Below are 23,370 nucleotides of genomic sequence, written 5' to 3'. Positions count from 1 at the left end.
TCCACATTTCAATCTCTTTTTAGCTCAAAAAGAACTTTATTAAATACCATCAATTAGCTTTTACTATTGATTTTTGCTGTGTTGTCATCATATATTCTTTCGATAAGAATACGTTTAGGATCAACACTGGCTTTAACGGCTTTTTTATCTGATTTTATCTGAATTTGCGTTTGATTCTTATCTAATTTTATGCGTTCAACATAAATAAGATCTTTCTCCTCTGCATCAGCATATAAACCGACATCTACCCAATCATCTAATGTAGCCTCTTTTTCATTTCCAAGAGAATCAGAATGAAATTTTTTGGCTTCAATATCTATCACATATGTGAAAATGGAATCTTCCTCAAACATTTCGGCATTGGTTAAGCGGTAATCGTATAAAGTGATTTCCTTGAACCAATCATTTACTAGATAATTCAAAGAATCCGGTACTTTGTTTTCTAGAAGGTTTAAGTAATCTAAAGAAGTTGGATATGGAGGTTCCTTATATCTAAATTCTGTAAGAAATTCCTTTAAGGTTGCATTCACACTATCCTCTCCAATATAATCTTGCAATGCATACATTATCAATGAGCCTTTACCGTAGTGAATGTATCCTTGATTTTCCACTTTGTACAATGGCATTTCCTTTTCTTGTTCTACTGAACGTCCTCTTAAATAACGGTTCATATTGTACTTCAAGAAATTTTTCATCTTGACGTCATCGTTATTTTGTTTCATCACCATTAAAGCTGAATATTCTGCAAAAGATTCAGTCAACATAGTAGAGCCTTGCATATCAGCACTGATTTCTTGATGAGCCCACCATTGATGTGCCATTTCGTGAGCAATAACAGCATCTATGATATTGTTTTCTTCTTCATCTTCTAAATTGGTGATAAATCCAAAGGCTTCTGAATAAGGCATTGTTCCAGGGAATGCTTGTGCAAAAGTGGCATACCTTGGGAATTCAATAATTCTAGCTTGATTATGATAATATGGGCCAAAATTCTCTGTATAATACTTTAAGGAGCGCTCCATTGCACTTAACATCTTAGGTACATTTACTTCGTGTTCCTTTATATAATACACCTCTAGGTCGATTCCATTCCACTCTTTCTTCGCAATCTCAAATCTAGCTGAGACAAAAGAAGCAAAAGCTTGTGAAATGTGGTCCACCTCATAATTATAATAATTACGTCCATTCTGTTTCCATTTTCTAGTTAAAGAACCTGGAGCGATGGCAATTTGATCTTCAGAAGTGGAAATGGTTGTTGTGATATTAACCCAATCAGCATTTCCTCGCGATAAGTAATTTTTAAAACACAAATCGTGGTTATTATCTTCTGTAAGCTTTGGTGTTCTATCCCTAGGTGGAAGGTTGTATTCTCTTCTTTTATATTTATCTGATATTTCAAAATAATTGGAGTAACCAAAAACGGGGAGAATATCGAAATTATTAATAAAAGTTCCATTCTCTACTACTTTTGTACTAGCAGATCCATTTTGAAAACCTTCTTGTATGAAATTAGATTTAATGGTCATTTTTAATGTATCACCAGGCATTAGTGGTTTCTTCAATGCAAATTTCTTGAACCCAATTTCTTCATCAAAAAACGATTCTTCAGCATTGCTAATTAAAAATTCAACCTTCCATTTTTCATCGACGACAAAGAATAGAGAATCAATTGCTTCTTTCGACTTATTTTTTAAAGTAAGATTGTTGACTGTATATACATTCCCTTCTTTAGGGTAAATACTGATATTATGATGTATATCAGTAAGCACCGGTTGTGCAACACCTTCGTATTTTTTATACTTTTTCTCATACTCTGCTTGTTGTTCGTAATTCTCATCAGAGGATTTGTACGAGTTCAATACTTTGGTGTTGTAGTAAATGTTACCTGCCAAACCGATCCATATTAAACCAACTAAACCGAGTGCTCCGATATAACTAGTATCTAGATTATTCGATATATTTTTAAGACGATATTTAAATGAATTCGAGGTGCCTCTTGTCCACATCAAACTGCCCAATAAAAGTAGAAGTATTCCGAAAAATACCCAATACATATTAAACCATATTACTGCGTCTACATTGGGGCCAAACCCGTTCATATCTGAATACATAATGTAAGGTGCAGAAGCAATTTTCAACATATTGGATTGAATATCCATTATAGAGAAAATGATGTTAGATCCTATCAAAAGGAGTACCGAGGCACCATAACCAATATATTTATGGTTGATAAGCACATGAATAAATGTACACACTAATGTAAGTGTGATCATTTCTGGAAGCTTCAATAGAATAAAATCAATAAAATAAACATCTAATTTGATGTTGGTAAATCCATTACCTAATTGATATAGAATTCCTATGAAACAATTGATGAAATATAGTATACAGATACTGCCTACGATAGCGATAATATTGGCCAATAACGATAAAAAACTAGAGTGAGGGGTAGAGTCAATAACTTCGTTGATATTCGTTTCTCTACTTTGCCATATCAGTTCTCCACTATAGAAAATGATAATAATTGTAATAAATAATCCAGAGTTATTACCTATAGAATCAAGTATTTTATAAGTTACAGGATAGGATTGAAGACCATAATATTCATATCCTTCTAATAAATCAGCAAGAATCATTATCAAGCTACAAATTAAAAGGATTTTGAAAGTGTTGCTCTTCATGATATTCTTGAAATTGATTTTCAGAAAACTAATGAATTGCACCCAATCTGTCTTACTTGTAAATTGATGATTAAGTTTTGGTTTGATGAAATCAATTTTCTTTTCAACAACAGCGACCTTTTCTTTTTTAATTTTCTTTCTAACTTCAAAAGAGAAAAGTTTATAGAACAGTCCTATGATAGAGAAACTGATACCCACCCAAATAATACGGTTCAAACTTATAATTGATGTTATAGCAGGAATTAATGTATTCTTTTCAACTGGTGTATAGTACTTCGTTTCTAAGTTGATGGCTGATAAACCAAAAATATCGATCAATGCAGCCAATTGTTCATTCTCTAAATCAGAGCTGTAAGTTGTTCCAATAATGTACCCCACAAAAATGATAACGGCACCAACAAATGAAATAGTTGTTGATCTAAATTGAGTAGATAATCCAAAAATGATGGCTCCAGAAATGAGCATATTTGGAAGAATGATCACAAAATATGACCAAAGGAAGGCTAACCAAGGTGTAGGTCCAAATTTTTCGGGATCGGTCCAATCGAAAATTGGTCCAATAATACTGCCTAATAAAATACCTAAGGCAACACCTAGTAGAGGTACTGTAGAGAGAAGTAAAGCTCCTAAAAAACGTCCAAAGAAATAATCTCTTTTATTAATTGGAGCAGAAAACATTATTTCGTTAAACCCGCTATTAAAGTCTCTTAAAGCTGCATTATTAAAAAATGCAGTGGCAAACAGAATACCGAAAATACTTAAGATTAAAGTGAAATTAATAACTACTGTTGGGGAGTTAGAATGTATATTTCCTATAGCACCTCCAATCATTACTTTATCTGATGCAGTTGCTCCGAAACAAAGCAAGGTCACAACAAATAAGAATATATAGATCATAGGTTGTTTGAAAGCACTAACAACCTCTTTTTTAAAAAATTCTGCAAACATAAATTATAGTTCTTGAGTCTGAGGAGTTAATGATGTTTTGGTAAAGAATACGTCTTCCAAGTCGGGTTCTACTTGAACAAAACCGTTAGAAGGATCTAAATTGCTTAGTATGTGAATAACAGTTTTACCACCCACCATTTTATTAGAAATGATTTTATAGTTACTGTTATATTCTTCTAATTCATTTCGAGCAATTGTTTTTTGCCAAACCAATCCCTCTAATTCACTGATTACATTTTCTGGAGAACCGTTATATACAATTTCACCATGACTCATGATGGCCATGTCAGTACATAATTCTCGAACATCGTCGACAATATGGGTAGATAGGATGACCACAGCACTATCACCAACATCAGCTAATAAATTATGAAAACGATTTCTTTCTCCAGGGTCTAAGCCTGCAGTAGGTTCATCAACAATAATTATTTTTGGGTCTCCAATTAAAGCTTGGGCAATACCCACTCTTTGTTTCATACCGCCAGAAAATCCTTTTACAGCTTTATTTTTGTGTTCATAAAGGTTCACCTTATTCAGAAGGAAGTCGACCAAATCTTTTCTTTCTTTCTTTTGGGTGATTCCTTTTAGAATTGCCAAATGATCGAGTAATTCTTCAGCCGTAATTCTTGGGTAAACGCCAAACTCTTGAGGGAGATAACCTAGAATTTGTCGTAGTTGATCTTGATTTTTCAGAATATCTAATCCATTTAATGTAATGGAACCACTGTCAGGAGTTTGAAGGGTTGCTAAAGTACGCATCAAAGAGGACTTGCCAGCACCGTTGGGACCTAATAATCCGAACATGCCATTATCAATAGTCAAATTGATATTATTTAATGCATGAACTCCGTTACTATAGATTTTATTGAGATCCTGAATAATTAGTTTAGCCATGATATGTAGTATAAGAGAGTTATATTAAGAATATTAAAAATACAAATTTAACTGTGTAATTAAAAATGATTTTCAATAGACTGAAAGTTTAATTGAAAGACTCGTAAAAAACTAAAAAGGTTGCATCACATTTTAAAGAATTACCTTTTAATAACCTTTTATTAATTGTATATTCAGTACAGTAAAATAATGATAGGTTACTAGGGAGTAATAAACTTATCTATCCTACACATAAAGTATATATAAACATACCTCTAATAAGTAACCAACAGTTACCAAATACCAACCAAATAACTATTTAACATGAGCAAATCATTTAAATTAAACAATGGCAAAACTATTCCCAGCATCGGTTTGGGTACATGGAAATCAAAACCAGGAGAAGTATACGATGCTGTAAAAAAAGCAATAAAACTAGGATACCGTCACATAGATTGTGCGGCGATCTACGAAAATGAACCTGAAGTAGGTAATGCAATTAAAGAGTGTATTGATGAGGGGTTGGTAAAAAGAGAAGACTTATTTATTACAGGTAAACTTTGGAATGATTCACATCTAAAGGATGATGTTCCAAAGGCTTTGGCTCAAACATTATCTGACCTTAAGTTAGATTATCTAGACCTTTATTTAATTCATTGGCCTATTGCTTACAAGAATGGAGTGAAGTTTACTCAGAAAGAAGAAGAGTTTCTTACTTCTGAACAGGCACCTATTTTAGAAACATGGGAAGCAATGGAGGCATTAGTAGATGCTTGTAAAACTGTTTCTATTGGTGTCTCTAATTTTGGAGTTACCAACTTGGAATTGATATTATCAAACTGCAGAATCAAACCGGTAGTGAATCAGATCGAAATGCATCCATTAAATCAACAAAGAACGATGATGGAGTATGCGGATGCTCATGGAATAATATTGACTGCCTATTCACCTTTAGGTTCCAAAGATAGTTTACAGGAAAAAGATGGTGTACACCCTCCAATATTATTAGAAAACGAGGTACTGAAAGAAATTGCCGAAAAACACGATGCTTCAACAGCTCAAATCATGTTGGCTTGGGCGAATAGAAGAGAGACGGTAGCTATACCAAAATCTGTACATGAACATAGGTTACAACAAAACTTAGATGCTCTGAATATACAATTAACTCCATGGGATTTGAGAGAAATATCTTTACTTAACGAGAAATATCGTTTTGTAGATGGAACTATCTTTACCGATGGAGGAAGTCCTTATACTTTGGATTATTTGTGGAAGTAATTTAGAAAAATGAAAAAAGGCAATCTCTTTTAAATAATATAAAAAGAGATTGCCTTTTTGATTATAAGTTACTTTCTATAAATCCTTTTGAGAATAGATAGAGAATGAATTTATTTCTAATGATGTTAAAAAGTTAGTAGAAGTAACGAATCCTACTTTTTCAATATTATTAGAAAAGAAATCTTTAAATTTCCCTGAATTAATTTCCTCAAAACCCTCAAAGTCAAATTTTAAAGGTACGACCACTCTAACATTATCACGACCACTACATCTTATATAATTTTTATATATAGTATTACCGATAGTTTCATCTTGAATTACTAAATGAACTGAATTATAAATGTTCAAAGGAGTATCATAATTGAAAGGGTTTAATGCAATATAATCATCTGTGATTTCATAGTCTTGTAAAGAAAAATCAAGAGGTTTTGTGAAGCTTTGATCTAAAGAATTTACAAGAGAAAAGAATGAAGAATTATTATTTACTTCAGGACTTACTTTTGTTTCTCCAAAATAAGAGATTTCAGAATCTTCATGATTTAAGAATTTATAAACTATAAAAGCATTACCATTCTTCTCACAAAAAATATTATCACGAAGCAAAAGGTCATTATATTCAAAGCATTGATATAGTCCCACAACATCATCATTCAATTCTTTAGCAATAGGCTCACTTAATAAATCTTTACTTACTACTATCGTGTCTCCTTCGTTTAATTGATCAAGATCTACTTTAATTCCTTGGTTATCAGAATTATCTTTAATCAAAACAGTATTATTAGTGAAAGCAAAATTATTTTCAAAATAATGGTAAGCATCTTTTATTTCAAGTGAGTAATAGGTGTAATCATCATCGTATGAAATAACATGTTGACGATTTAATATTACATTAAGTTCACCAAAATCAGCATTTTTAATAGCTAGGACTACATTTCTTTCATTTCTTTCATCGAATTGAAAGTGATTAGCTTCTAAACGGAATTCATCACCTTGACTATGGAAAGGAATTATATTAACTACTCTTTCATCTTCATATTGATCAGCTAGAACTTCTCCAAGATATTTACTGTATTCATATTTCTCTGAACTTTGAATTCGATAAATCATAAAGTTTTGACCTTCTGCATTTTCAGGGATTTCATAAACTTTATTAAACTCTTTGCCATCAGCTTTATAAATTTCAGTTACTTGGTTAAAGTTTTCATCAAGTACTAGAAAACTTTCTTCTTTGTTAAAAAATCGTTGAATCCATTCAAGATCGATACTTTCATCTTCACCAGAAAGTTCAACATCTTCAACTTGGATGAAACCCTCTTCAATAAACATAAGCGGCAGGTAATTATCCACTTCGACTAAAATATCTTGAGATAAAGAAGTGGATGGTAATTCTAAATCACTATTTAAAGAAACTTTAATAGTTACATTATTCTCACCCTCATTAAGCTGTTTTGAATCAAATACAATTTGAAGATTATTATCCGTTGTCGTTTGATCAATGTTCAAGGTTTTTCCATCTGCTGATACTTGAATATCAACAATTGAAATCTGTTCGTTTGCGTATTCTCCTAGGTCGATCTCTAGGGTGTCATTACCTCTAAGGTAGTCTTTTTCGGCTATTGATAAAGAAGGTAGGTCGTCTTCAGAAAGCGAAAGTGGAGTTTCTACTTCTTCTTTAGTACATGAAAATAGTGTAGCTCCAAGTAAAGCCGTAAGTAGTAGTTTTCGATTGAATTGCATGAAAAAAATAAAAAGATTGAAAAACTAGTTTAATTTGATTGTGAACTTAATATAAAATCCTTTTAAACTAAATTAACAAAGCACTGATTTATTATATCTATATGAATTATTTTGATAGTTATTTGAAGTGTATAGATAATTCTATAAATAATGCAATTGGGAGGATTGATTAGAATATAAAAAAAGCTGTTCCATTAAAATGAAACAGCTTCTCATTAGAGTGTTGTCTTAATTATCTCAAATCAACTACTTCAACATCTGGGTGCTTTGAAGTGTCAAATTTGAAATCGTTGTCTGTTACTGCAATATTCTTCTTAAAGTTACTTACAGTATAAACGTATTTGTTTTGATTTCCTTTTTCGAACATTTCCCACTTTACCAATTCGTGTGATCCAGGTTTGATATACATTCTTATTCTAAAGAAATTAATATCAGCACCTTTTTCTGGAGAAAGGTCTACAATATCATATCCACCTTCTTGACCTGTATATAGGTACTTAAAGTTCTTTTTATATAATTGATAGATTTCAGCTGGTGAACTTGCTAATTCACCTTCAGTATCTGCCTCTTCAATGGTTACTTCTTCCATTTCTTGATCATAACGATATACAGTTTTTGCATCGCTGTAAATCACCTGACCTTCTAAATGCATCTGATATTTATTTCCCGCAATAATTGCTTTAATATCAAGGTCGCCCATTTTTCCATCATTAATAGAAATCATTTCTTGATGAATATCCGCACTAAATGAAGATAAACTCATATAATGATTACTCATATCATCTAGAATTTTTTGTGCTTTTTCATCTTTTTGCGCCATCGCAAAGTTAGATGATAAGATAAAGGCGAAAATAAATAAAATAGAATTGTATATATGTTTGTTTCTCATCGTTTTCTGATTGTTGAACTGAATATAATTTGACATGTTAACTATTAACGTAAAAATAGGGTATAAAAGTTACATTTTATACCCTATTACTATAGAAAAGGCAAATTAAAGAGTGGCTAGAAGGGATTCTAATTCCATCTCTGATTTTACATTAACTTGCCTTGCTTTACTACCTTCGAATGGACCAACAATACCGGCAGCCTCTAGTTGATCAATGATTCTACCAGCTCTATTATACCCCAAACTTAATTTTCTTTGAATTAAAGAGGTAGAACCTTGTTGATGTCTTACCAGTAAACGAGCGGCCTCCTCAAATAAATCATCTCTGTCATCTGGACTTCCGGCACCACCACCTGATTTAGAAGAAGGTGGTTCTTCCTCAAACTCAGGGAGCATGTATGCGGTATGGAAACCTGTTTGCTCAGCGATGAAATCACAAAGATGTTCTACTTCATCCGTATCAATAAATGCACATTGTAAACGTGTAAGGTCATTGCCCGTTGATAAAAGCATATCACCCATACCAATTAATTGTTCAGCTCCACCTGCATCTAAAATTGTTCTAGAATCAATTTTTGACGTTACTCTAAACGATAACCGAGCAGGGAAATTGGCCTTAATCATACCCGTAATAACATCTACGGATGGTCTTTGTGTGGCTACAACTAAGTGAATACCAATGGCACGGGCTAACTGAGCCAAACGAGCAATTGGTCCTTCTATTTCTTTTCCTGCGGTCATCATTAAATCGGCTAATTCGTCGATAACCAACACAATGTATGGAAGGAATCGGTGACCCTTTTTAGGGTTTAATCGACGCTGACAGAATTTAGCGTTATATTCTTTAATGTTTCTAACACCCGCAGCCTTTAATAAAGAGTATCTCATATCCATTTCTGTACACAATGAATTTAAGATATGAACTGCTTTTTTGGTGTCTGTAACTATGGCTTCTTCGGCATCAGGAAGACTGGCCAAGAAGTGTCTTTCAATTTTATTGAAGAGTGATAATTCTACCTTTTTAGGGTCGATCATCACAAATTTAAGTTCCGATGGATGTTTTCTATAAAGTAAACAACTCAATAGAACATTAATACCCACCGACTTACCTTGTCCCGTAGCTCCTGCCATCAAAAGGTGAGGCATTTTAGCAAGGTCCATGACAAATACTTCATTCGAAATAGTTCTACCAAAAGCAACCGGCAACGCCATTTTCGCCTTCGCAAACTTCTCTGTGGCTATCACAGATGAAATCGAAACCATTTCTCTATTATTATTTGGTACCTCAATACCAATTGTACCTCTACCTGGAATTGGCGCGATAATACGAATACCTAAAGCTGCTAAACTTAAGGCGATATCATCTTCTAGGTTTCTAATTTTAGAGATTTTGATTCCCACTTCAGGAACAATCTCATATAAAGTAACTGTAGGTCCGATGGTCGCACTAATTGATGCAATACCAATTTTAAAGTGACGAAGTGTATTAACAATACGTTCTTTATTTGCCTCTAGTTCCTCTTTCGTTACCTTCGCCTTAGACTCTTTCGGAGGGTGTAAAAGAGTAAGTTCAGGGAAGCGATAATGACTTAGATCTAAACGTGGATCGTATTCGTCCATATCTTCCACTTGTACTAATTCATCAGGTTCATCTAAAGCATCTAAACTGGCTTTATCTACATCATCGGTATTATTTACACTGCTTAATGATGTAGGATCAACCGATTTGTCCCTCGGTTTTGGAGGGGCAGGGGGATCAAGTTCAATTGGAGGAGCTGCATTACCTTCTTCCTTTACATCAATCATAGGTGTAGGAGGAGTTTCAGGAGCAGTTTTTTGTTTTGGAGCCTCCATTTGTGGAGTAACATTGTTTGGACGGTTAATTTCTTTGGCCTCAATTTCTTGAGGTGAAGTTTCTTGACCTACATGTACATGTTCCACTTGAATATTTACATCTACAGAAATAGGATCTACTTTAATAGATTGTTCTTCTTTCTCGTCTTTTAATTCGGGGAGAATTGGTTTTGCAGGCATCAAATCATTTGATTCTGCTGTTTCCTTGACAGTTTCTTTTGTTTCAGTAACAGAATTTTCTTCTATCTGAGTTTCTGATGAAGTGGTGATATCTTCCTCTTCTACTTTGTTTTCAGTAATCTCTTCATTATCATTCTCAAATTCTTGTAGTGATTCTTGATGTAGTTTTTCTATTTCCTCTGCTGCAGCTTGATCTTCAACAGTTTCAAAACGATTTGTTGTGACTTTACGAAGGGCTTTGTCTAACTTTTTGAATTTTGATATATACACTGAATGTATCAATACCATTAAAATCAGAAGTATTAATGTACCAAAACCAATTAAACTATATAAAGCGTCGGCTATTACGAAACCAACTTTACCACACAAGAAACCTAAGATATTGGGGGAATCTTTAACTACTACTATGTATCCCAAGAATAAACTAGTCCATAGCATGTAGAAAAAGCAGATGTATCCTAACTTTCTAAAACGGATCACTTTGCCTCTACCCAAAGTAAATAGTTCATAGCCTTTAGAAAGAAGCATAGGTACAATTAGGATAGCACCAATACCAAAAAGGTCATACACCAATAAGTGTGACAAGGCAGCACCTAATAAACCAAGCCAATTGTCTACTTCTTTTCCCGTAGAAATTAACTCGGAAATTCCACCCACATTTTCAATCACACTTTGATCGGCTTTGCCAGTAAAGACAAAAGATAATAGTGCGAGGAATGAGTAGATGGCTAAGAAAATAAGGGAAAGGCCTATGCTCGTTTTAAATCGGGGGTCACTGAACTTGTCTCTATTGAATTTTAAACCATCAAATGAGATTCGTTTAGGCTTTTTCTCTTCATCAGATGTATGAGAATTTTCATCATTTGAAGAAGGTTTGTATATATTTTTTCTTACGTTCTGTTTTCTTTCAGAAGACATATTTAGAATTTTGTGGCGAAAGTTTAAAAAGTTTCCATTTACCAGGAATGAATCCTTTCAAAATTATAATAATTTAATCGGATATGGAATAAATCTACAGTTCTTTATAAATAATAAGGTAAATTATAGATTTACCGAATGTTCATAAGAGGAAATGTACAGCACTTAACTTGGTAATGAGTACTAGATTGTATTATTACCGTTTATTGTTTCATCAGCTTACACTAATTTACCAATTTTTTGGAGAGTAATTAAAAACAATCTATTTTTTTCCTTAATAACCCGTGTTCGATGAAAAATAATTTCTCCAACCAAGGTTTTAATCCACTCTCATACTAATTTTTATATAGAATGCGTTTCATAAATAAACATGTTAGCACCAATATTGCATGAGAATCAAAAGGCATTAATGAAGTACTTTTTAAGATGAATTTAGTTCAACAGATATTTAATATAGGTATAAACAAAAATACCAAAACAATAATGAGCGAAAAGGTATTCACTACCAATCAATTCGCTTTTTACTTGATGATTTTTCATATTTTTTATCTTATTGTTTCTATCGTTAAAGCCCCTACATTATTGCAATGGCCATTAATGGGTATACTTGCTAACCTAATTGTATTGTCTTTAAATTATCTAAGGTTATTTACCATTGCTAGAATTTTGCTTTGTACGGTACCTATGTCGGTGGTGATTATATACAACTCTTATTTAACACCAGTCGGTGCAATTCCAAGAATGTCAGGTTATCTAATAGGTATGGTGCATACTATTATCCCATTCCTTGTTTTTGATATGAAGGAGAGGATTGCTCAATGGTCACTATTTTTGGTTTTATGCTTTACCATTGTTGCCATGTTCCCTTTATCGGACTTGCTGATTGACCCACTTTTGGATTATGATTTAAATTATGCTCCAATGTCGAAAAGAGGATTAATTATAGGTCTTGCTGGTTTAGCAATTCTTCTGTTTTTAATGCAAAAAGAGCAATTAAGGTATAGAAATGAAAGCGAAAAATTAACAAAAGAAAGAGTTGAACGAAACTTAACATTAGAGAAGTCGGAAAAAGAATTAAAAGAAGCACTTACTCAAGTTCAAAAAACAAAACAAGAAGACGAAGAAAGGTCTTGGACCACTCAAAATATTTCTGATTTTAACGATTTAACCCGATCTGTAGAAGATCTAGATGAGCTGATCGATCATTCTGCTAGCTTCTTGGCAAGAGTGCTTAATCTTAATCAAGTAGCAGTTTTTACTCGTAAAGAAGATGCCGATGGGAATGATTTTTTAAAAAAGCAGTCGGTTTATGCCTACGATAGAAAAAAATATCTTGATAAGACAAATATCGAAAGAGGTGAGGGCCTAATTGGTCAGTGTTACATTGAGAAGAAGCCGATCATTATTAAAGATGTTCCTCAAGGATATGTAAATATTAGTTCCGGACTTGGTGATGCAACAGCATCTTTTGTAGCTATCTATCCATTACTCGCTTATGAAAAAGTGGAAGGTGTAATTGAGGTGGCTGGATTCAAGGAACTAAAAGAATTTGAATTAGATTTCTTAAAACGTATTTGCGAAAGCTTAGCGATTACTATCTTAAACAAAATCGGAGCAGAACGATTAAAAGAATTACTTAAGGTTTCTCAAGAGCAAGCTGAACAGGTGAGGTCTCAGGAAGAAGAAATGAGACAGAACTTAGAGGAAATGACAGCCACTCAAGAGGAGTTAAAAAGACAGAAAGAAGAATATGTCAAAGAAATTGACCGTTTGAAGATGCTTTTAAACTCTTAAAAATCTATCATTTTATACAAAAAAACGAAGGTTTACATAAAAAATATCTTAATACTCTTGTAAGTTGGTAGACTTTATGTACTTTTGTGTAGGCAGTATTTAAAAAGCCTATTAAAAATAAATCATCCTTTTAAAATTTATCACGTCCTATGAGCTATATTTTATCAAAAGAAAAAATCGTCCCAGTAGGGGAAAAATTAAGAAATAATCCAATTGGAGTAGTTTACAGTTCTGAAACTTATGGAGCAGGAGAAACTAAACTATCTATTTTCTCGGACGATCAAAAAAAGCAACTTGATCAGATTTGCGAAAGCATCTTGAAAAACTTATCTGCAAACCCGGATCGTATTTACCGTATCTCTTTAGAAGGTAGAGGACAAGCATCTGGAGAAGAAGATAAAAGAAATATTAAGTTAGCATCTTTTAGAGGAAAATATATGCGTGATATGGCGTATAAATACATTCTTAAATACGAAAAAAATGGTCATACAATCGCGTCTCACGTATTGTCAGGTCAGTTAACACTAAGAGTAATTGATATCAAACCATTTTATGATGTAAATAAAGGAAGAATTTTATGGGCAGACGGTCAAGCAGGCGATCGTCAGTATCAAAGATCAAAAGTAAATGTCTATTATGAATCTAAATTGAAAAAATAATTCTTGAAGTATGAAAAAAAAATAAACAATCAAGAATTGTTGAATTAGATACAAGGACATTTTAAAGGATAAATTAAGAGAGCCATCAATTATTTGATGGCTTTTTTTTACATCATATGATAGAATTCCCCATTCCAAATGACAGATAATTTCCCCATGTATTCAGTGACAGAAACATAGATTTCGTCGTTTTTATCATGATTCTCGAAAGTAACTACACTTGGTGTTTCTTTATTTTTTTCTATAATTACACCATCGAGCATTTCGTGATGATGTGAGCCATCTGCTCCAATAAAATCCAAGATAACTTGTTTATTGTTTTTGTTGTAAGTCACTTTTGCTTTTACATCAAAAGATTGTCTAAATTCTACTATATAGACATGAATATTGTCTTCAAATTGCCCCCCTTTTTCACTGAAAACAGTGAGCTGAGCATAAGGATTTTCAATAACAGTATTCTTGAAACTTGTAAGGGGTAGAATAAAAGGTAAAGTAAAAAGTATGGTAATAATGGTTTTCATGAGTTTAATGTTTAGGGTCATCACAATAACACATTTTTGATTTAAAAAATTAAATATGCCGAACAGTTTATTTAATAAGTCATGTAATTTCGTGCTTAATTAAAAATCAGATTTCAGAACAATTCAACACATAATTGGTTCTCTTGTAAAGGTCTTACATCGATAGTATTTGATATTTAAATGGATGAAAATAAAAAAGAAATTACATCTTATCATTAAATATTGATAACTACTTTATAATAATTAATCAAACCCCTATATTTGAGTCAACTTAAACACAATAAACTATGGAAACGAGTAATTTTATTTATAAAGTTATATTTATTCTTACTTTAAGTACGATTTTCCCTATGGTAGGCTATTACTTAGATTACCGTTCAAAAAAGAAGAGATTTAAAAGAAGATCGGATATTGTAGGAAATCAATCGAATACAGATTCAAAATAGATATAGACTCTAATGTTTTAAACATTGGAGTTTTTTTATGTTTTAGAATTTTTTCATACATGTGTATGCCTACCCCTTACATACGTAAATGAGTGTATGAATATCCCAAATAATTATTATACTCAAACGATTTTTTATCCAATAATCATCAGATTGTTTTACAAAAGAATATTACGTTTTGTGCTTACAAGTAAAAGCGGTATTTTCATTTTCTTAAATCAAAGTACTCCTTTTTAATGAAAATACTTCACACAGCAGACTGGCATATTGGTAAACGCTTACTTAATTATTCTTTAGAAGAAGATTTTGAACGATTCAAAGATTGGTTAATTCAATTCATAAATAAAAATAATATTGATTTACTGATAGTAGCAGGTGATATTTTTGATTCAGCTTATCCCTCTTTAGGTAGTCAAAAACAATTTTTAGATCTCTTAAGTCGATTACAAAACGAATGTCATCAGATCCAAGTAATTATCACGGATGGTAACCACGACAGTGTTTCATCTATGGGGATAACTATTGAAATTGCCAAGCATGTGAACACTCAAATTATAAGTGGTGTGACTCATCAGTTAGCTGATGAAATAATTGAAGTAAAAGACAAAAATGGTGCAGTTCAATTGGTGGTAGCTGCTGTCCCTTTTTTAAGAGATAGAGACCTCAAGAAAATGGTTGAAGGGAGTACTTTTGATGATAGAATTAAAGTTATAAAAGAAGGTGTGAAATCTCATTATCAAGAAATTGGGGGGATAATTAAAAATAGAAATTATTCTGTTCCAGCTTTAGCAATGGGGCATTTATATGCACATGGAGCATTATCAGATAATAGCAGCGAAAGGGAAATACAGATGGGGCATCAAGCGGGGGTAGAAGGTGATATTTTCCCAGAAATCTTTGAATATGTTGCCTTAGGACACATTCACTCTTCTCAACAAGTAAAAGGAAAAGTGCCCATTTTTTATTCAGGTTCTCCATATCCTTTGAGTTTCTCAGAACGTAATTACCAGCACGGAGTGAGAATAATTGAGGTGAATGACAAGGAAGTGACTTCTGAAAAAGTGGTAATTCCACCTCAAAGAAAATTAGTTAAAGTGAGTGGAACTTTTGAGGAGTGCAAAACCAAACTTTTCAAATTAGAAAATGATGCTAATCAGCTGGATCAACTGATCGAATTGGAAGTGATTGAAGCAAAATATAATCCCACTTTATTTATTGATATTGAGACGCTTATCAAGGAGTTTAGTGAAAACTATGAACAACATAGAGGGATAATTATCAAACATCGACATACTTTTAAATCTGAGTCTAAATCGGCTGCCGATTTGTTCGAAAATCATATTGACTTAGACGATCTGACTCCATTGGATATTTTTAAACAACGATTAGAAAAAGAAGATAAAATTGAGATTGATGAGGAATTGAAAGATCAGTTGATACAGGCTTTTATTGAAATAGAACAAAACGAAGAAACGACTAACTAATGAGACTAAAACGATTATACATTAAGAATATAAACTCACTTAAAGGTGAGCACACCATAAATTTTGATGACACTCCCTTAAAAGAGGCGGGTTTAATAGCGATTGTAGGGAAAACAGGTGCTGGTAAATCGACTATTTTAGATGCTATTACTTTGGGTTTGTATAACAGAATTCCCAGGGCTTCAGGTCAGTTTTCTAGTAATAATATTCAGTCTTCCGGATCATTATTAACAAGAGGGGAAACCGAAGCAGTGGTTGAAGTGGACTATGAGGTGAAGAACTTGGGTAAAGTATCAAGTTATAGAAGTAAATGGACAGTTTCTACTTTAGTTAAAGGGGCAAGAAAAGGAGAAATCCGTGATTATCATATGGAAGTAGGGCATCTTGAAACAGGTGAAATCATCCCTATTAAAAAAGGAGAAGTCCCAAAGAAAAACGAGGAACTTATTGGTTTGAGTTACGATCAATTCGTGAAATCTATCATGTTGTCACAAGGGGAGTTTAAAGCATTATTGGCGGCAGATGAAAAAGATCGTTCTGAATTATTGGAGAAGATTACGAAGAAGCTTGATTATAGACAAATCAGTATTGCGGTCTTTGAAAGAGCTTCACAATTAAAGAAGCAATATGATATTCTTTCACAAGTAATTGATGCGATAGAAATTAAGGGAGAGGAAGAGATTGAAGAACTCCAAAGATCTTATGATGAACACAATGCTTTATTGATTAAACTCGATAAAGACAAAACGGTTGGACAGAAATCGATAGATGTTAAACGCACTGTTCTTGATTTTGATCTCAAATTAGAAAAACAAAATGAGGAGTTAGATCAAGTAATCGAGAAGAAGGATAAGTTGAAGCCTTTACGATTAAAGGTGGAACAATATGAACAAGTGCTTCCTGTAATTTCTTTATATAAAGAATGTCAGTCACTAAAAGATCGAATAGCAAAAGGACAAGTAAAACAGGAGGAGTTAAATAATCAATCAAAAAATAATAAGCTGGAGATAGATAAAAATCAGCTTAAAGGATCTGAGATACAAAGTAAAAAAGAGAAGTATCTCCAAGAATTATCAGCATCTGAGAAATTATGGAATGAAGTAGAGGGGGTGGATAAAGCAATTAATGATGCTGGAATAAAATTAAAAAATCAAGAATCAGATCTTGAGGAGAGAAAGGAAAATAAAAAGAAATTACTAGCGGATATAAGTCAAAAATCGGATTCAATTTATAAACAAGAACAGGAACTCCAATTAGGAAAAGAATGGCTAACTGAACATCAAAAAATAGAAAAGATAGCTTTTGATTACCCACTTTTAACCAATTTGATGAAAGAAGTGGAGGAGGATCAAAAAGCATTTGATATTAAAATTGATCAATCTAAAGAGGGAATCAAAAAGCATTTGAATGGGAAATCATTTCCTGATCAATTAGCACTACTGAATCAATGGAAATTATCTACTGAAAACTATATCAATGAGGCTTTAGCAAAACGTCAGCTTCCTGATTTAAATACTGAAGAGGTAAATAGTCTGATGGAGCAGTTGCAGTTGATGGATATTAATTCTCAGCAATCGAATAAGGTAGAAGAACAAAAGAAGGATTTGGAGCAAGAAGTAGTTGATCTTCAGCAAGAAATTGAGGGGAATACTAAGCTGGTTGAAGGAAGTAAAAAACAGTTGGAGGGGATTGGGTTGTTTTTAGATGAGCTCTCTACTAAAGAGAAAAGGTTAAAGTGGGAAGCTGCTGAGGATATAAAGGTATTGAGAAATCAGTTAGTGGAGAATGAACCTTGTCTAGTTTGCGGTTCTTTGGATCATCCTTATACAAAAGAAGTAAAATCGGAAGATGAGTTGCAAACGGTCCAAAAACAACTCAAAGAAGTAACGGAAAAGAAAAGTCAACAGGAGAACGAGCTCAATACATACCTTCAAAATGAAGTGAAATTCAAGACTAAAATTGAAGAAAAGAAAAAACAGATTGTTAGCCTAACATCTCAATTGGAGGCAATTAATACTTTGATTGCTCAAAGTCAAAGTGAGTTAGAACTTAAGAATATTTCCTATACATCAGATACTTTCAAGACTTTTAAGAACGAACAATCATTACTTCAGGACATTCAAAATAAAAAAGAAGGTTTAAATGAGGTGCTTGAGTTATTGAATAAAGCAGATGATGTTAGAAAAAGTAATCTTCAATCGGATGGCATTTTATCGAAATATGAGGGGTATTATCAAGAAGAAAGTTTGCTGGTGGATCTGAAACGTTGGTTGGATGAATATCAGAAGAAGCAACAAATTGTAGAGAATGCACCGAAGTGGTTGGAAGAATATCAAAAGCAATTAACTGCACTTCAGTCAGAGTTGGGAAAGCTGGAAACTCTATATACATCTAAAGAAGAGGAGACGAATCAGACAAAATCATTTTTATCAAAACTAAAAGATAAACGTTTTGAACTCTTCAAAGATCAAATGGTTCCTGAAGAAAGAAAATTAATGCAGGAAAAAGGGAAGAAAATTGATGAGCAACTAAATGAAATCAATGTAATATTAGCTTCTCTAAAGAGTAATGAAGAAAGTCTGACCAATCAATTAGCTGATTTGAAAACTGAATTAGCGGAATTATCAGATAGTTTGTTGGAGCAAGAAGCATCTTTTGATAAAGCACTTGAAGAAAAGGGAATTCTAGTGGGGCAGTTTGATGAAGTTTTAAAAGAAGAATCAAATCATCAGGAAAATAAAAAGCTATTGAAGGAAGTAGATGATTTAGAAATCACTTTAAAAACATCTATTAAGACTTATAATCAGGAAAGACAGCAGGCGTTACTTAAAGACACATTACCGAATGAAACATTGGATGAGATAGAGGAAAAAGTAAAGCAGCAGCTTCTGAAAATGGAGGAATTACGACTGACCTTGGAAGAGATTGGTGGGGAGATAAAAAATAATGAAGAGAAGAAAAAAGAGGTAAAAGATAAACTTGAGCAAAGAGATAAACTAACGCCGGAGTATAACTTATGGCGAATAATGGAAGATCTTATTGGGTCAGCAAAAGGAGATAAGTTCAATAAGTTTGCGCAGAGTATTGTTTTGAAAACTTTATTGATGAAAGCCAATCATCATTTGGTGAAGTTTACTGATCGCTACCTGTTTGCAGAACCAAAAACGGGAGATAATAAACAGCTTTTCATTATTGATCGTTATGCGGGAGATAAGGAAAGGGTGGTAAATTCCACTAGTGGAGGGGAATCCTTCTTGTTAAGTTTATCACTTTCTCTGGGTTTAGCCGATATGGCTAGTAAGAATGTAAAAGTGGAAAGTTTATTTATTGATGAAGGATTTGGTACCCTCGATGAACAAACGTTGGATCAAGCAATATCTGCATTGGAACATCTAAGAGATACTGGTGGTAAGACGATCTCTTTGATATCACACTTACCACAAATTAAAGAAAGGATACCTACCAAAATCGTTCTTTCAGAAGGAACGATATCTGGGCATAGTGTTTTAAATATAGAAGGATAAAAAAAACAGGGTTGTTTCAAAAAATTGAAACAACCCTGTTTTTTTTACTTATCTCATTTATTCTTTTAAAACACATAGTGATAAAAACCATAGTAGACACATGCAGCTCCCGCAACTACAAATAAGTGCCAAATCGCATGGTTATACCTAAGCTTTCTCCATAGGTAGAAAGGTACTCCAAATGTATAACATAATCCACCTGCGATGACATAATTCATGCCATCACCCACTTCAGTAAACATCTCCGGTAAGAGGAATATTCCAACCCAACCGGTACAAATGTATAGTGTTACGGACAGCCATTGAAAACGATCAGCAAAAATTACTTTAAAGACTGTACCAAGGAAAGCGATGATCCAAACCATAATAAATAACCAATGTCCACCAAGATGAGGAATCTTGATTAAGGCCATTGGAGTATATGTTCCGGCAATTAACCAATAAATTGCACTATGATCTAAAATAACAAAAGTCTTTGTAAAGGCGTCGTCAGTATGTAAGTGTAATAGTGTAGAGCAAGTGAACAAGATAATCATGCTACCACCATAAAGCATGGCGCTGATCATCATTTTAGGATCATGAATATCTATTCTAGAAAGTAATACCCAAAGACCAACGACAGCAAGTAAGGCAGCAACTCCGTGGGTTAAACTATTTATACGTTCTTCTTCGGGTGTATCTCTAGGGATTTCTAATTCGTTGGCAGTAGATGGATGTTCAAGTTGTGATTGATGGATGGTAGAAGTAGGTGATAAAGGAATCTTTTTCATGGGAAAATTATATTTTTAAATGAGATTAAGTTATTAGGTTGCGTTCTTATATATTTAGACAAACAGCTAGTTGAATATGTCAAGGGTAAGAACATTTTGAATAAAATATTAATGTGTTTATGTGATATATTTGAAAGAATCGAATTATATTATACAAAATTTTTCGCTCATAATCAAGCTTTTTGTTTATTTGTATTTGATAAAACACATACTAATTTTTTTTCCTAAATCCATATTAGAATAGTACAATTATAATGATAGATAAAGCATATTTAGCAACCAATGAAAACATTTGGTCAGGACGTAACGATGGTGAAGACTATGACCTACAAAGATGGCATCAAAGAGTAGATGTTATTGATTTATCCACTTCAGAAATTCCTCCACTTGCAGAAAATCAAAAAGGCATTGCCTTAATTGGTTTCATGTGTCAAGAAGGAGTGAAAAGAAATAAAGGTAGATTAGGCGCTATTGATGGCCCTTATGAGCTAAGAAAAGCATGTGCCAACTTGCCTGTTCACTTTTCAGAAGAATTGAAGGTAGTCGATTTAGGAAACATTCAATGTTTAAACGAAGATCTAGAGCAAGCTCAAATTAATCTTGGTCAATTAATTACTAAAGCATTGCTATCGGGTTATCAGCCATTTGTTTGGGGTGGTGGACATGAAATTGCTTATGCACACTACTTAGGTATTCGTGATTTTATGGATCAAAAACACCCAGGGAAAACTTTGGGAATCGTGAATATCGATGCTCATTTCGATTTGAGAGAACCTAATCCACTACCAAGTTCAGGAACACCTTTCTATCAGATTGCCCAAGATCAGAAAGAAAGAGGTGAGGATTTTAATTATTTAGTGATCGGGATTCAGAAAAACAGCAACACAAAGCGTTTGTATAATATAGCAGATGAACTAGGAGCAAGATACATTTCTGGTCGTCGATTAACCGAAGCAGATAAAGTAGGAACAACCCATAAGTTGGTGGGTTTTATGGATAAAGTCGATTTTATATATCAGACAACATGTTTGGATGTTTTTGCTGCCCATTACGCTCCAGGTGTAAGTGCCTCAGCTTTTAATGGTATTTCACCAAACCCAACCTTTATGAAATTATTTAAGAAAATTCATAAAAGTGGTAAGGTAATCAGTTCAGATATTGCCGAATTAAATCCAACTTATGATATTGATCGTAGAACTGCTAAATTAGCAGCAGCTTTATCATTTGAAATTGTAAAAGACTAATAGTCTACTCTATGGACGTTAAAATATCATCGAGCTGGAAAGACAAACTTCAGGAAGAGTTCGATAAACCGTATTTTGAGGAGTTGGTTACTTTTGTGAAAGCAGAATATGCTTCAAAAGAAATATTTCCTCCCGCAAGTCAAATTTTTAACGCTTTTGATCGTTGTAAATTTGATGACATTAAAGTGGTAATCATCGGACAGGATCCTTACCATGATGTAAACCAAGCACACGGCTTATGTTTTTCAGTAAACGATGGGGTGAAAATTCCTCCTTCTCTGAGAAATATTTTCAAGGAAATCAACAACGACTTGGGGATTGAACCTCCAACATCGGGTAACTTGGAAAGATGGGCTGATCAAGGCGTATTATTACTGAATGCCACACTAACAGTTGAGGCACATAAAGCAGGTTCACATCAGAAGAAAGGATGGGAAGAGTTTACCAGTGCGGTTATTAAAAAAGTCTCTGATGAGTGTGAAGGGGTTGTATTCTTATTGTGGGGAAGTTATGCTCAGAAAAAAGGAGAAGTGATCGATGAAACGAGACACAAGGTGTTTAAATCGGTACATCCATCTCCTTTATCGGCATCAAGAGGCTTCTTTGGGAATCATCAGTTCAGTAATACCAATGCCTATTTGAAGCAAAATGGTAAGACTGAGATACAATGGTAAGATCCTATTTTTTTGATATATGAAGAAGAAAATTGTTGGAAGCTATCCTTACGCAAACGTTTTATTTAGTATCTCTGCAGCACTCTTTATGATTGCCCTTTTTGCATTGTTTGCATTGGGTACAACTAGACTGGCAAATCGTTTGTCATCTGGCCTGGAAATGCAGGTGATCTTAGAGAAAAATCTATCTGATGTTCAGAAAGATACTCTTCTTGCACAAATCAAATCATTTGAATTTGTAGCAGTAGGTGAAGAACCTATCTACATAAGTAAAGAAGAGGCCGCCGAGTTAATGAAGGAAAGTACAGGCGAAGACTTTGTAAAGTTTATTGGAGATAATCCACTGCGTGATGCCTTCGCTGTAAGAGTGAACATAGGTTTGGATAGTGATGAAGAATTACTTCAATCGAAAAAGAGTTTGGAAAACCTTGGAGGAGTTTACGAAGTAATCTACACAAACAATTTGATTAGAAGTGTTAGAAACAATATGGAAATAATTGGGGGGATAATCATTGGATTATCAGTGATCTTCTTTGTTATTGCCATCATGCTAATTAACAATTCTATCCGTTTGGCACTTTTCTCTCAGCGATTTTTAATTCGATCGATGCAGTTGGTAGGTGCAACTCAAATGTTCATCAAAAAGCCTTTCTTAGTGAGGGGAGCTATACAAGGAGCTATTGGCGGATTGATTGCGTCGGTGTTATTGCTTTTTATTAGCACTTCAACCATTAGTTCGGTTCCTCAGGTATCAAAATTACTAAATACAGTAGATGTAGGCTTAATTGCATTGTTTTCTATCATTTTAGGAACCTTTGTAGTGGTAAGTAGCGTATATTTCTCTATAAGTAAGTATCTAAAAATGAAGTTAGACGATTTGTACTAGCTCAAAAAAT

Annotated in this window: 15 protein-coding genes and 2 pseudogenes; 9 read left to right on the top strand and 8 right to left on the bottom strand. The window is 33.4% G+C overall.

Annotated elements, in window-relative coordinates:
• Nucleotides 1-53 precede the first annotated feature (53 nt).
• Together KMW28_RS14630 and KMW28_RS14625 are read right to left on the bottom strand one after the other, a co-directional pair.
• Nucleotides 54-3,629: an ABC transporter permease/M1 family aminopeptidase gene (locus KMW28_RS14630; RefSeq protein WP_169665207.1), complete on the bottom strand. Its 3,576-nt coding sequence runs from the start codon at nt 3,627-3,629 to the stop codon at nt 54-56.
• Nucleotides 3,630-3,632: 3 nt separating this feature from the next.
• A complete protein-coding gene (locus tag KMW28_RS14625) occupies nt 3,633-4,523 on the bottom strand; it encodes an ABC transporter ATP-binding protein (RefSeq protein ID WP_169665206.1) in 891 nt (296 codons plus the stop codon).
• A gap of 303 nt (nt 4,524-4,826) precedes the next feature.
• On the opposite strand from KMW28_RS14625, the gene KMW28_RS14620 reads away from it, so the two are divergent.
• On the top strand, nt 4,827-5,780 hold the full coding sequence (locus tag KMW28_RS14620; protein WP_169665205.1) for an aldo/keto reductase: 954 nt from the start codon (nt 4,827-4,829) through the stop codon (nt 5,778-5,780).
• Nucleotides 5,781-5,855: 75 nt separating this feature from the next.
• Here the strand turns inward: KMW28_RS14620 and KMW28_RS14615 are convergent, their stop codons facing one another.
• The 4 genes and pseudogenes from KMW28_RS14615 to KMW28_RS28735 all read right to left on the bottom strand — a co-directional run.
• Entirely contained in the window at nt 5,856-7,517 is a 1,662-nt protein-coding gene (locus KMW28_RS14615) for a hypothetical protein (protein ID WP_169665204.1), read from the bottom strand.
• Between the two features lie 232 nt (nt 7,518-7,749).
• Nucleotides 7,750-8,406 carry a LolA family protein gene (locus tag KMW28_RS14610; RefSeq protein ID WP_169665203.1) on the bottom strand — a complete coding sequence of 219 codons (657 nt, stop codon included), beginning with the start codon at nt 8,404-8,406 and terminating at the stop codon, nt 7,750-7,752.
• Nucleotides 8,407-8,511: 105 nt separating this feature from the next.
• A pseudogene (locus tag KMW28_RS28740) lies at nt 8,512-10,020 on the bottom strand (DNA translocase FtsK); the annotation flags it as partial.
• Between the two features lie 681 nt (nt 10,021-10,701).
• Nucleotides 10,702-11,358, bottom strand: a pseudogene (locus KMW28_RS28735) (DNA translocase FtsK 4TM domain-containing protein); the annotation flags it as partial.
• A 483-nt stretch (nt 11,359-11,841) separates the two neighbouring features.
• On the opposite strand from KMW28_RS28735, the gene KMW28_RS14600 reads away from it, so the two are divergent.
• Together KMW28_RS14600 and KMW28_RS14595 are read left to right on the top strand one after the other, a co-directional pair.
• Nucleotides 11,842-13,152, top strand: a complete 1,311-nt coding sequence (locus KMW28_RS14600; RefSeq protein ID WP_169665202.1) for a GAF domain-containing protein — start codon at nt 11,842-11,844, stop codon at nt 13,150-13,152.
• Nucleotides 13,153-13,301: 149 nt separating this feature from the next.
• Complete coding sequence (locus KMW28_RS14595) at nt 13,302-13,811, top strand: hypothetical protein (RefSeq protein WP_066205423.1); 510 nt, start codon at nt 13,302-13,304, stop codon at nt 13,809-13,811.
• A gap of 107 nt (nt 13,812-13,918) precedes the next feature.
• Here the strand turns inward: KMW28_RS14595 and KMW28_RS14590 are convergent, their stop codons facing one another.
• Nucleotides 13,919-14,332 (bottom strand): hypothetical protein, encoded by a 414-nt coding sequence (locus KMW28_RS14590; protein ID WP_169665201.1) that lies wholly within the window; start codon nt 14,330-14,332, stop codon nt 13,919-13,921.
• A gap of 287 nt (nt 14,333-14,619) precedes the next feature.
• On the opposite strand from KMW28_RS14590, the gene KMW28_RS14585 reads away from it, so the two are divergent.
• From KMW28_RS14585 to KMW28_RS14575, 3 genes are all read left to right on the top strand, one after another.
• Nucleotides 14,620-14,778, top strand: coding sequence for a hypothetical protein (locus KMW28_RS14585; RefSeq protein WP_158297517.1), 159 nt, complete (start codon nt 14,620-14,622; stop codon nt 14,776-14,778).
• A gap of 236 nt (nt 14,779-15,014) precedes the next feature.
• Nucleotides 15,015-16,262: an exonuclease SbcCD subunit D gene (locus tag KMW28_RS14580; RefSeq protein WP_169665200.1), complete on the top strand. Its 1,248-nt coding sequence runs from the start codon at nt 15,015-15,017 to the stop codon at nt 16,260-16,262.
• Nucleotides 16,262-19,786, top strand: a complete 3,525-nt coding sequence (locus KMW28_RS14575; RefSeq protein WP_169665199.1) for an AAA family ATPase — start codon at nt 16,262-16,264, stop codon at nt 19,784-19,786. Before KMW28_RS14580 ends, KMW28_RS14575 begins: the two co-directional genes overlap by 1 nt.
• A 65-nt stretch (nt 19,787-19,851) precedes the next feature.
• Here the strand turns inward: KMW28_RS14575 and trhA are convergent, their stop codons facing one another.
• Entirely contained in the window at nt 19,852-20,556 is a 705-nt protein-coding gene (trhA, locus tag KMW28_RS14570; protein WP_169665198.1) for a PAQR family membrane homeostasis protein TrhA, read from the bottom strand.
• A gap of 254 nt (nt 20,557-20,810) precedes the next feature.
• On the opposite strand from trhA, the gene hutG reads away from it, so the two are divergent.
• From hutG to KMW28_RS14555, 3 genes are read left to right on the top strand one after another with little or no spacing between them, the layout of a single operon-like run.
• Entirely contained in the window at nt 20,811-21,800 is a 990-nt protein-coding gene (hutG, locus tag KMW28_RS14565) for a formimidoylglutamase (protein WP_169665197.1), read from the top strand.
• Nucleotides 21,801-21,811: 11 nt separating this feature from the next.
• Complete coding sequence (ung, locus tag KMW28_RS14560; protein ID WP_169665196.1) at nt 21,812-22,474, top strand: uracil-DNA glycosylase; 663 nt, start codon at nt 21,812-21,814, stop codon at nt 22,472-22,474.
• Between the two features lie 19 nt (nt 22,475-22,493).
• Nucleotides 22,494-23,360, top strand: coding sequence for a cell division protein FtsX (locus KMW28_RS14555; protein ID WP_169665195.1), 867 nt, complete (start codon nt 22,494-22,496; stop codon nt 23,358-23,360).
• Nucleotides 23,361-23,370 lie beyond the last annotated feature (10 nt).

The organism is Flammeovirga yaeyamensis, assembly GCF_018736045.1.
In the GTDB taxonomy this organism is placed as follows: Bacteria; Bacteroidota; Bacteroidia; order Cytophagales; family Flammeovirgaceae; genus Flammeovirga; species Flammeovirga yaeyamensis.
Note: the sequence above shows the minus strand (reverse complement) of the source record. Positions and strands in the feature narration are given on the sequence as shown.

Excerpts from the sequence above, each read along its gene's own strand:
- KMW28_RS14580 (WP_169665200.1), top strand. The coding sequence starts at position 15,015 with ATGAAAATACTTCACACAGCAGACTGGCATATTGGTAAACGCTTACTT.
- KMW28_RS14585 (WP_158297517.1), top strand. The coding sequence starts at position 14,620 with ATGGAAACGAGTAATTTTATTTATAAAGTTATATTTATTCTTACTTTA.
- hutG (WP_169665197.1), top strand. The coding sequence starts at position 20,811 with ATGATAGATAAAGCATATTTAGCAACCAATGAAAACATTTGGTCAGGA.
- KMW28_RS14590 (WP_169665201.1), bottom strand. The coding sequence starts at position 14,332 with ATGAAAACCATTATTACCATACTTTTTACTTTACCTTTTATTCTACCC.
- KMW28_RS14625 (WP_169665206.1), bottom strand. The coding sequence starts at position 4,523 with ATGGCTAAACTAATTATTCAGGATCTCAATAAAATCTATAGTAACGGA.
- KMW28_RS14595 (WP_066205423.1), top strand. The coding sequence starts at position 13,302 with ATGAGCTATATTTTATCAAAAGAAAAAATCGTCCCAGTAGGGGAAAAA.
- KMW28_RS14620 (WP_169665205.1), top strand. The coding sequence starts at position 4,827 with ATGAGCAAATCATTTAAATTAAACAATGGCAAAACTATTCCCAGCATC.
- ung (WP_169665196.1), top strand. The coding sequence starts at position 21,812 with ATGGACGTTAAAATATCATCGAGCTGGAAAGACAAACTTCAGGAAGAG.
- KMW28_RS14630 (WP_169665207.1), bottom strand. The coding sequence starts at position 3,629 with ATGTTTGCAGAATTTTTTAAAAAAGAGGTTGTTAGTGCTTTCAAACAA.
- KMW28_RS14600 (WP_169665202.1), top strand. The coding sequence starts at position 11,842 with ATGAGCGAAAAGGTATTCACTACCAATCAATTCGCTTTTTACTTGATG.
- KMW28_RS14575 (WP_169665199.1), top strand. The coding sequence starts at position 16,262 with ATGAGACTAAAACGATTATACATTAAGAATATAAACTCACTTAAAGGT.
- KMW28_RS14615 (WP_169665204.1), bottom strand. The coding sequence starts at position 7,517 with ATGCAATTCAATCGAAAACTACTACTTACGGCTTTACTTGGAGCTACA.
- KMW28_RS14555 (WP_169665195.1), top strand. The coding sequence starts at position 22,494 with ATGAAGAAGAAAATTGTTGGAAGCTATCCTTACGCAAACGTTTTATTT.
- trhA (WP_169665198.1), bottom strand. The coding sequence starts at position 20,556 with ATGAAAAAGATTCCTTTATCACCTACTTCTACCATCCATCAATCACAA.
- KMW28_RS14610 (WP_169665203.1), bottom strand. The coding sequence starts at position 8,406 with ATGAGAAACAAACATATATACAATTCTATTTTATTTATTTTCGCCTTT.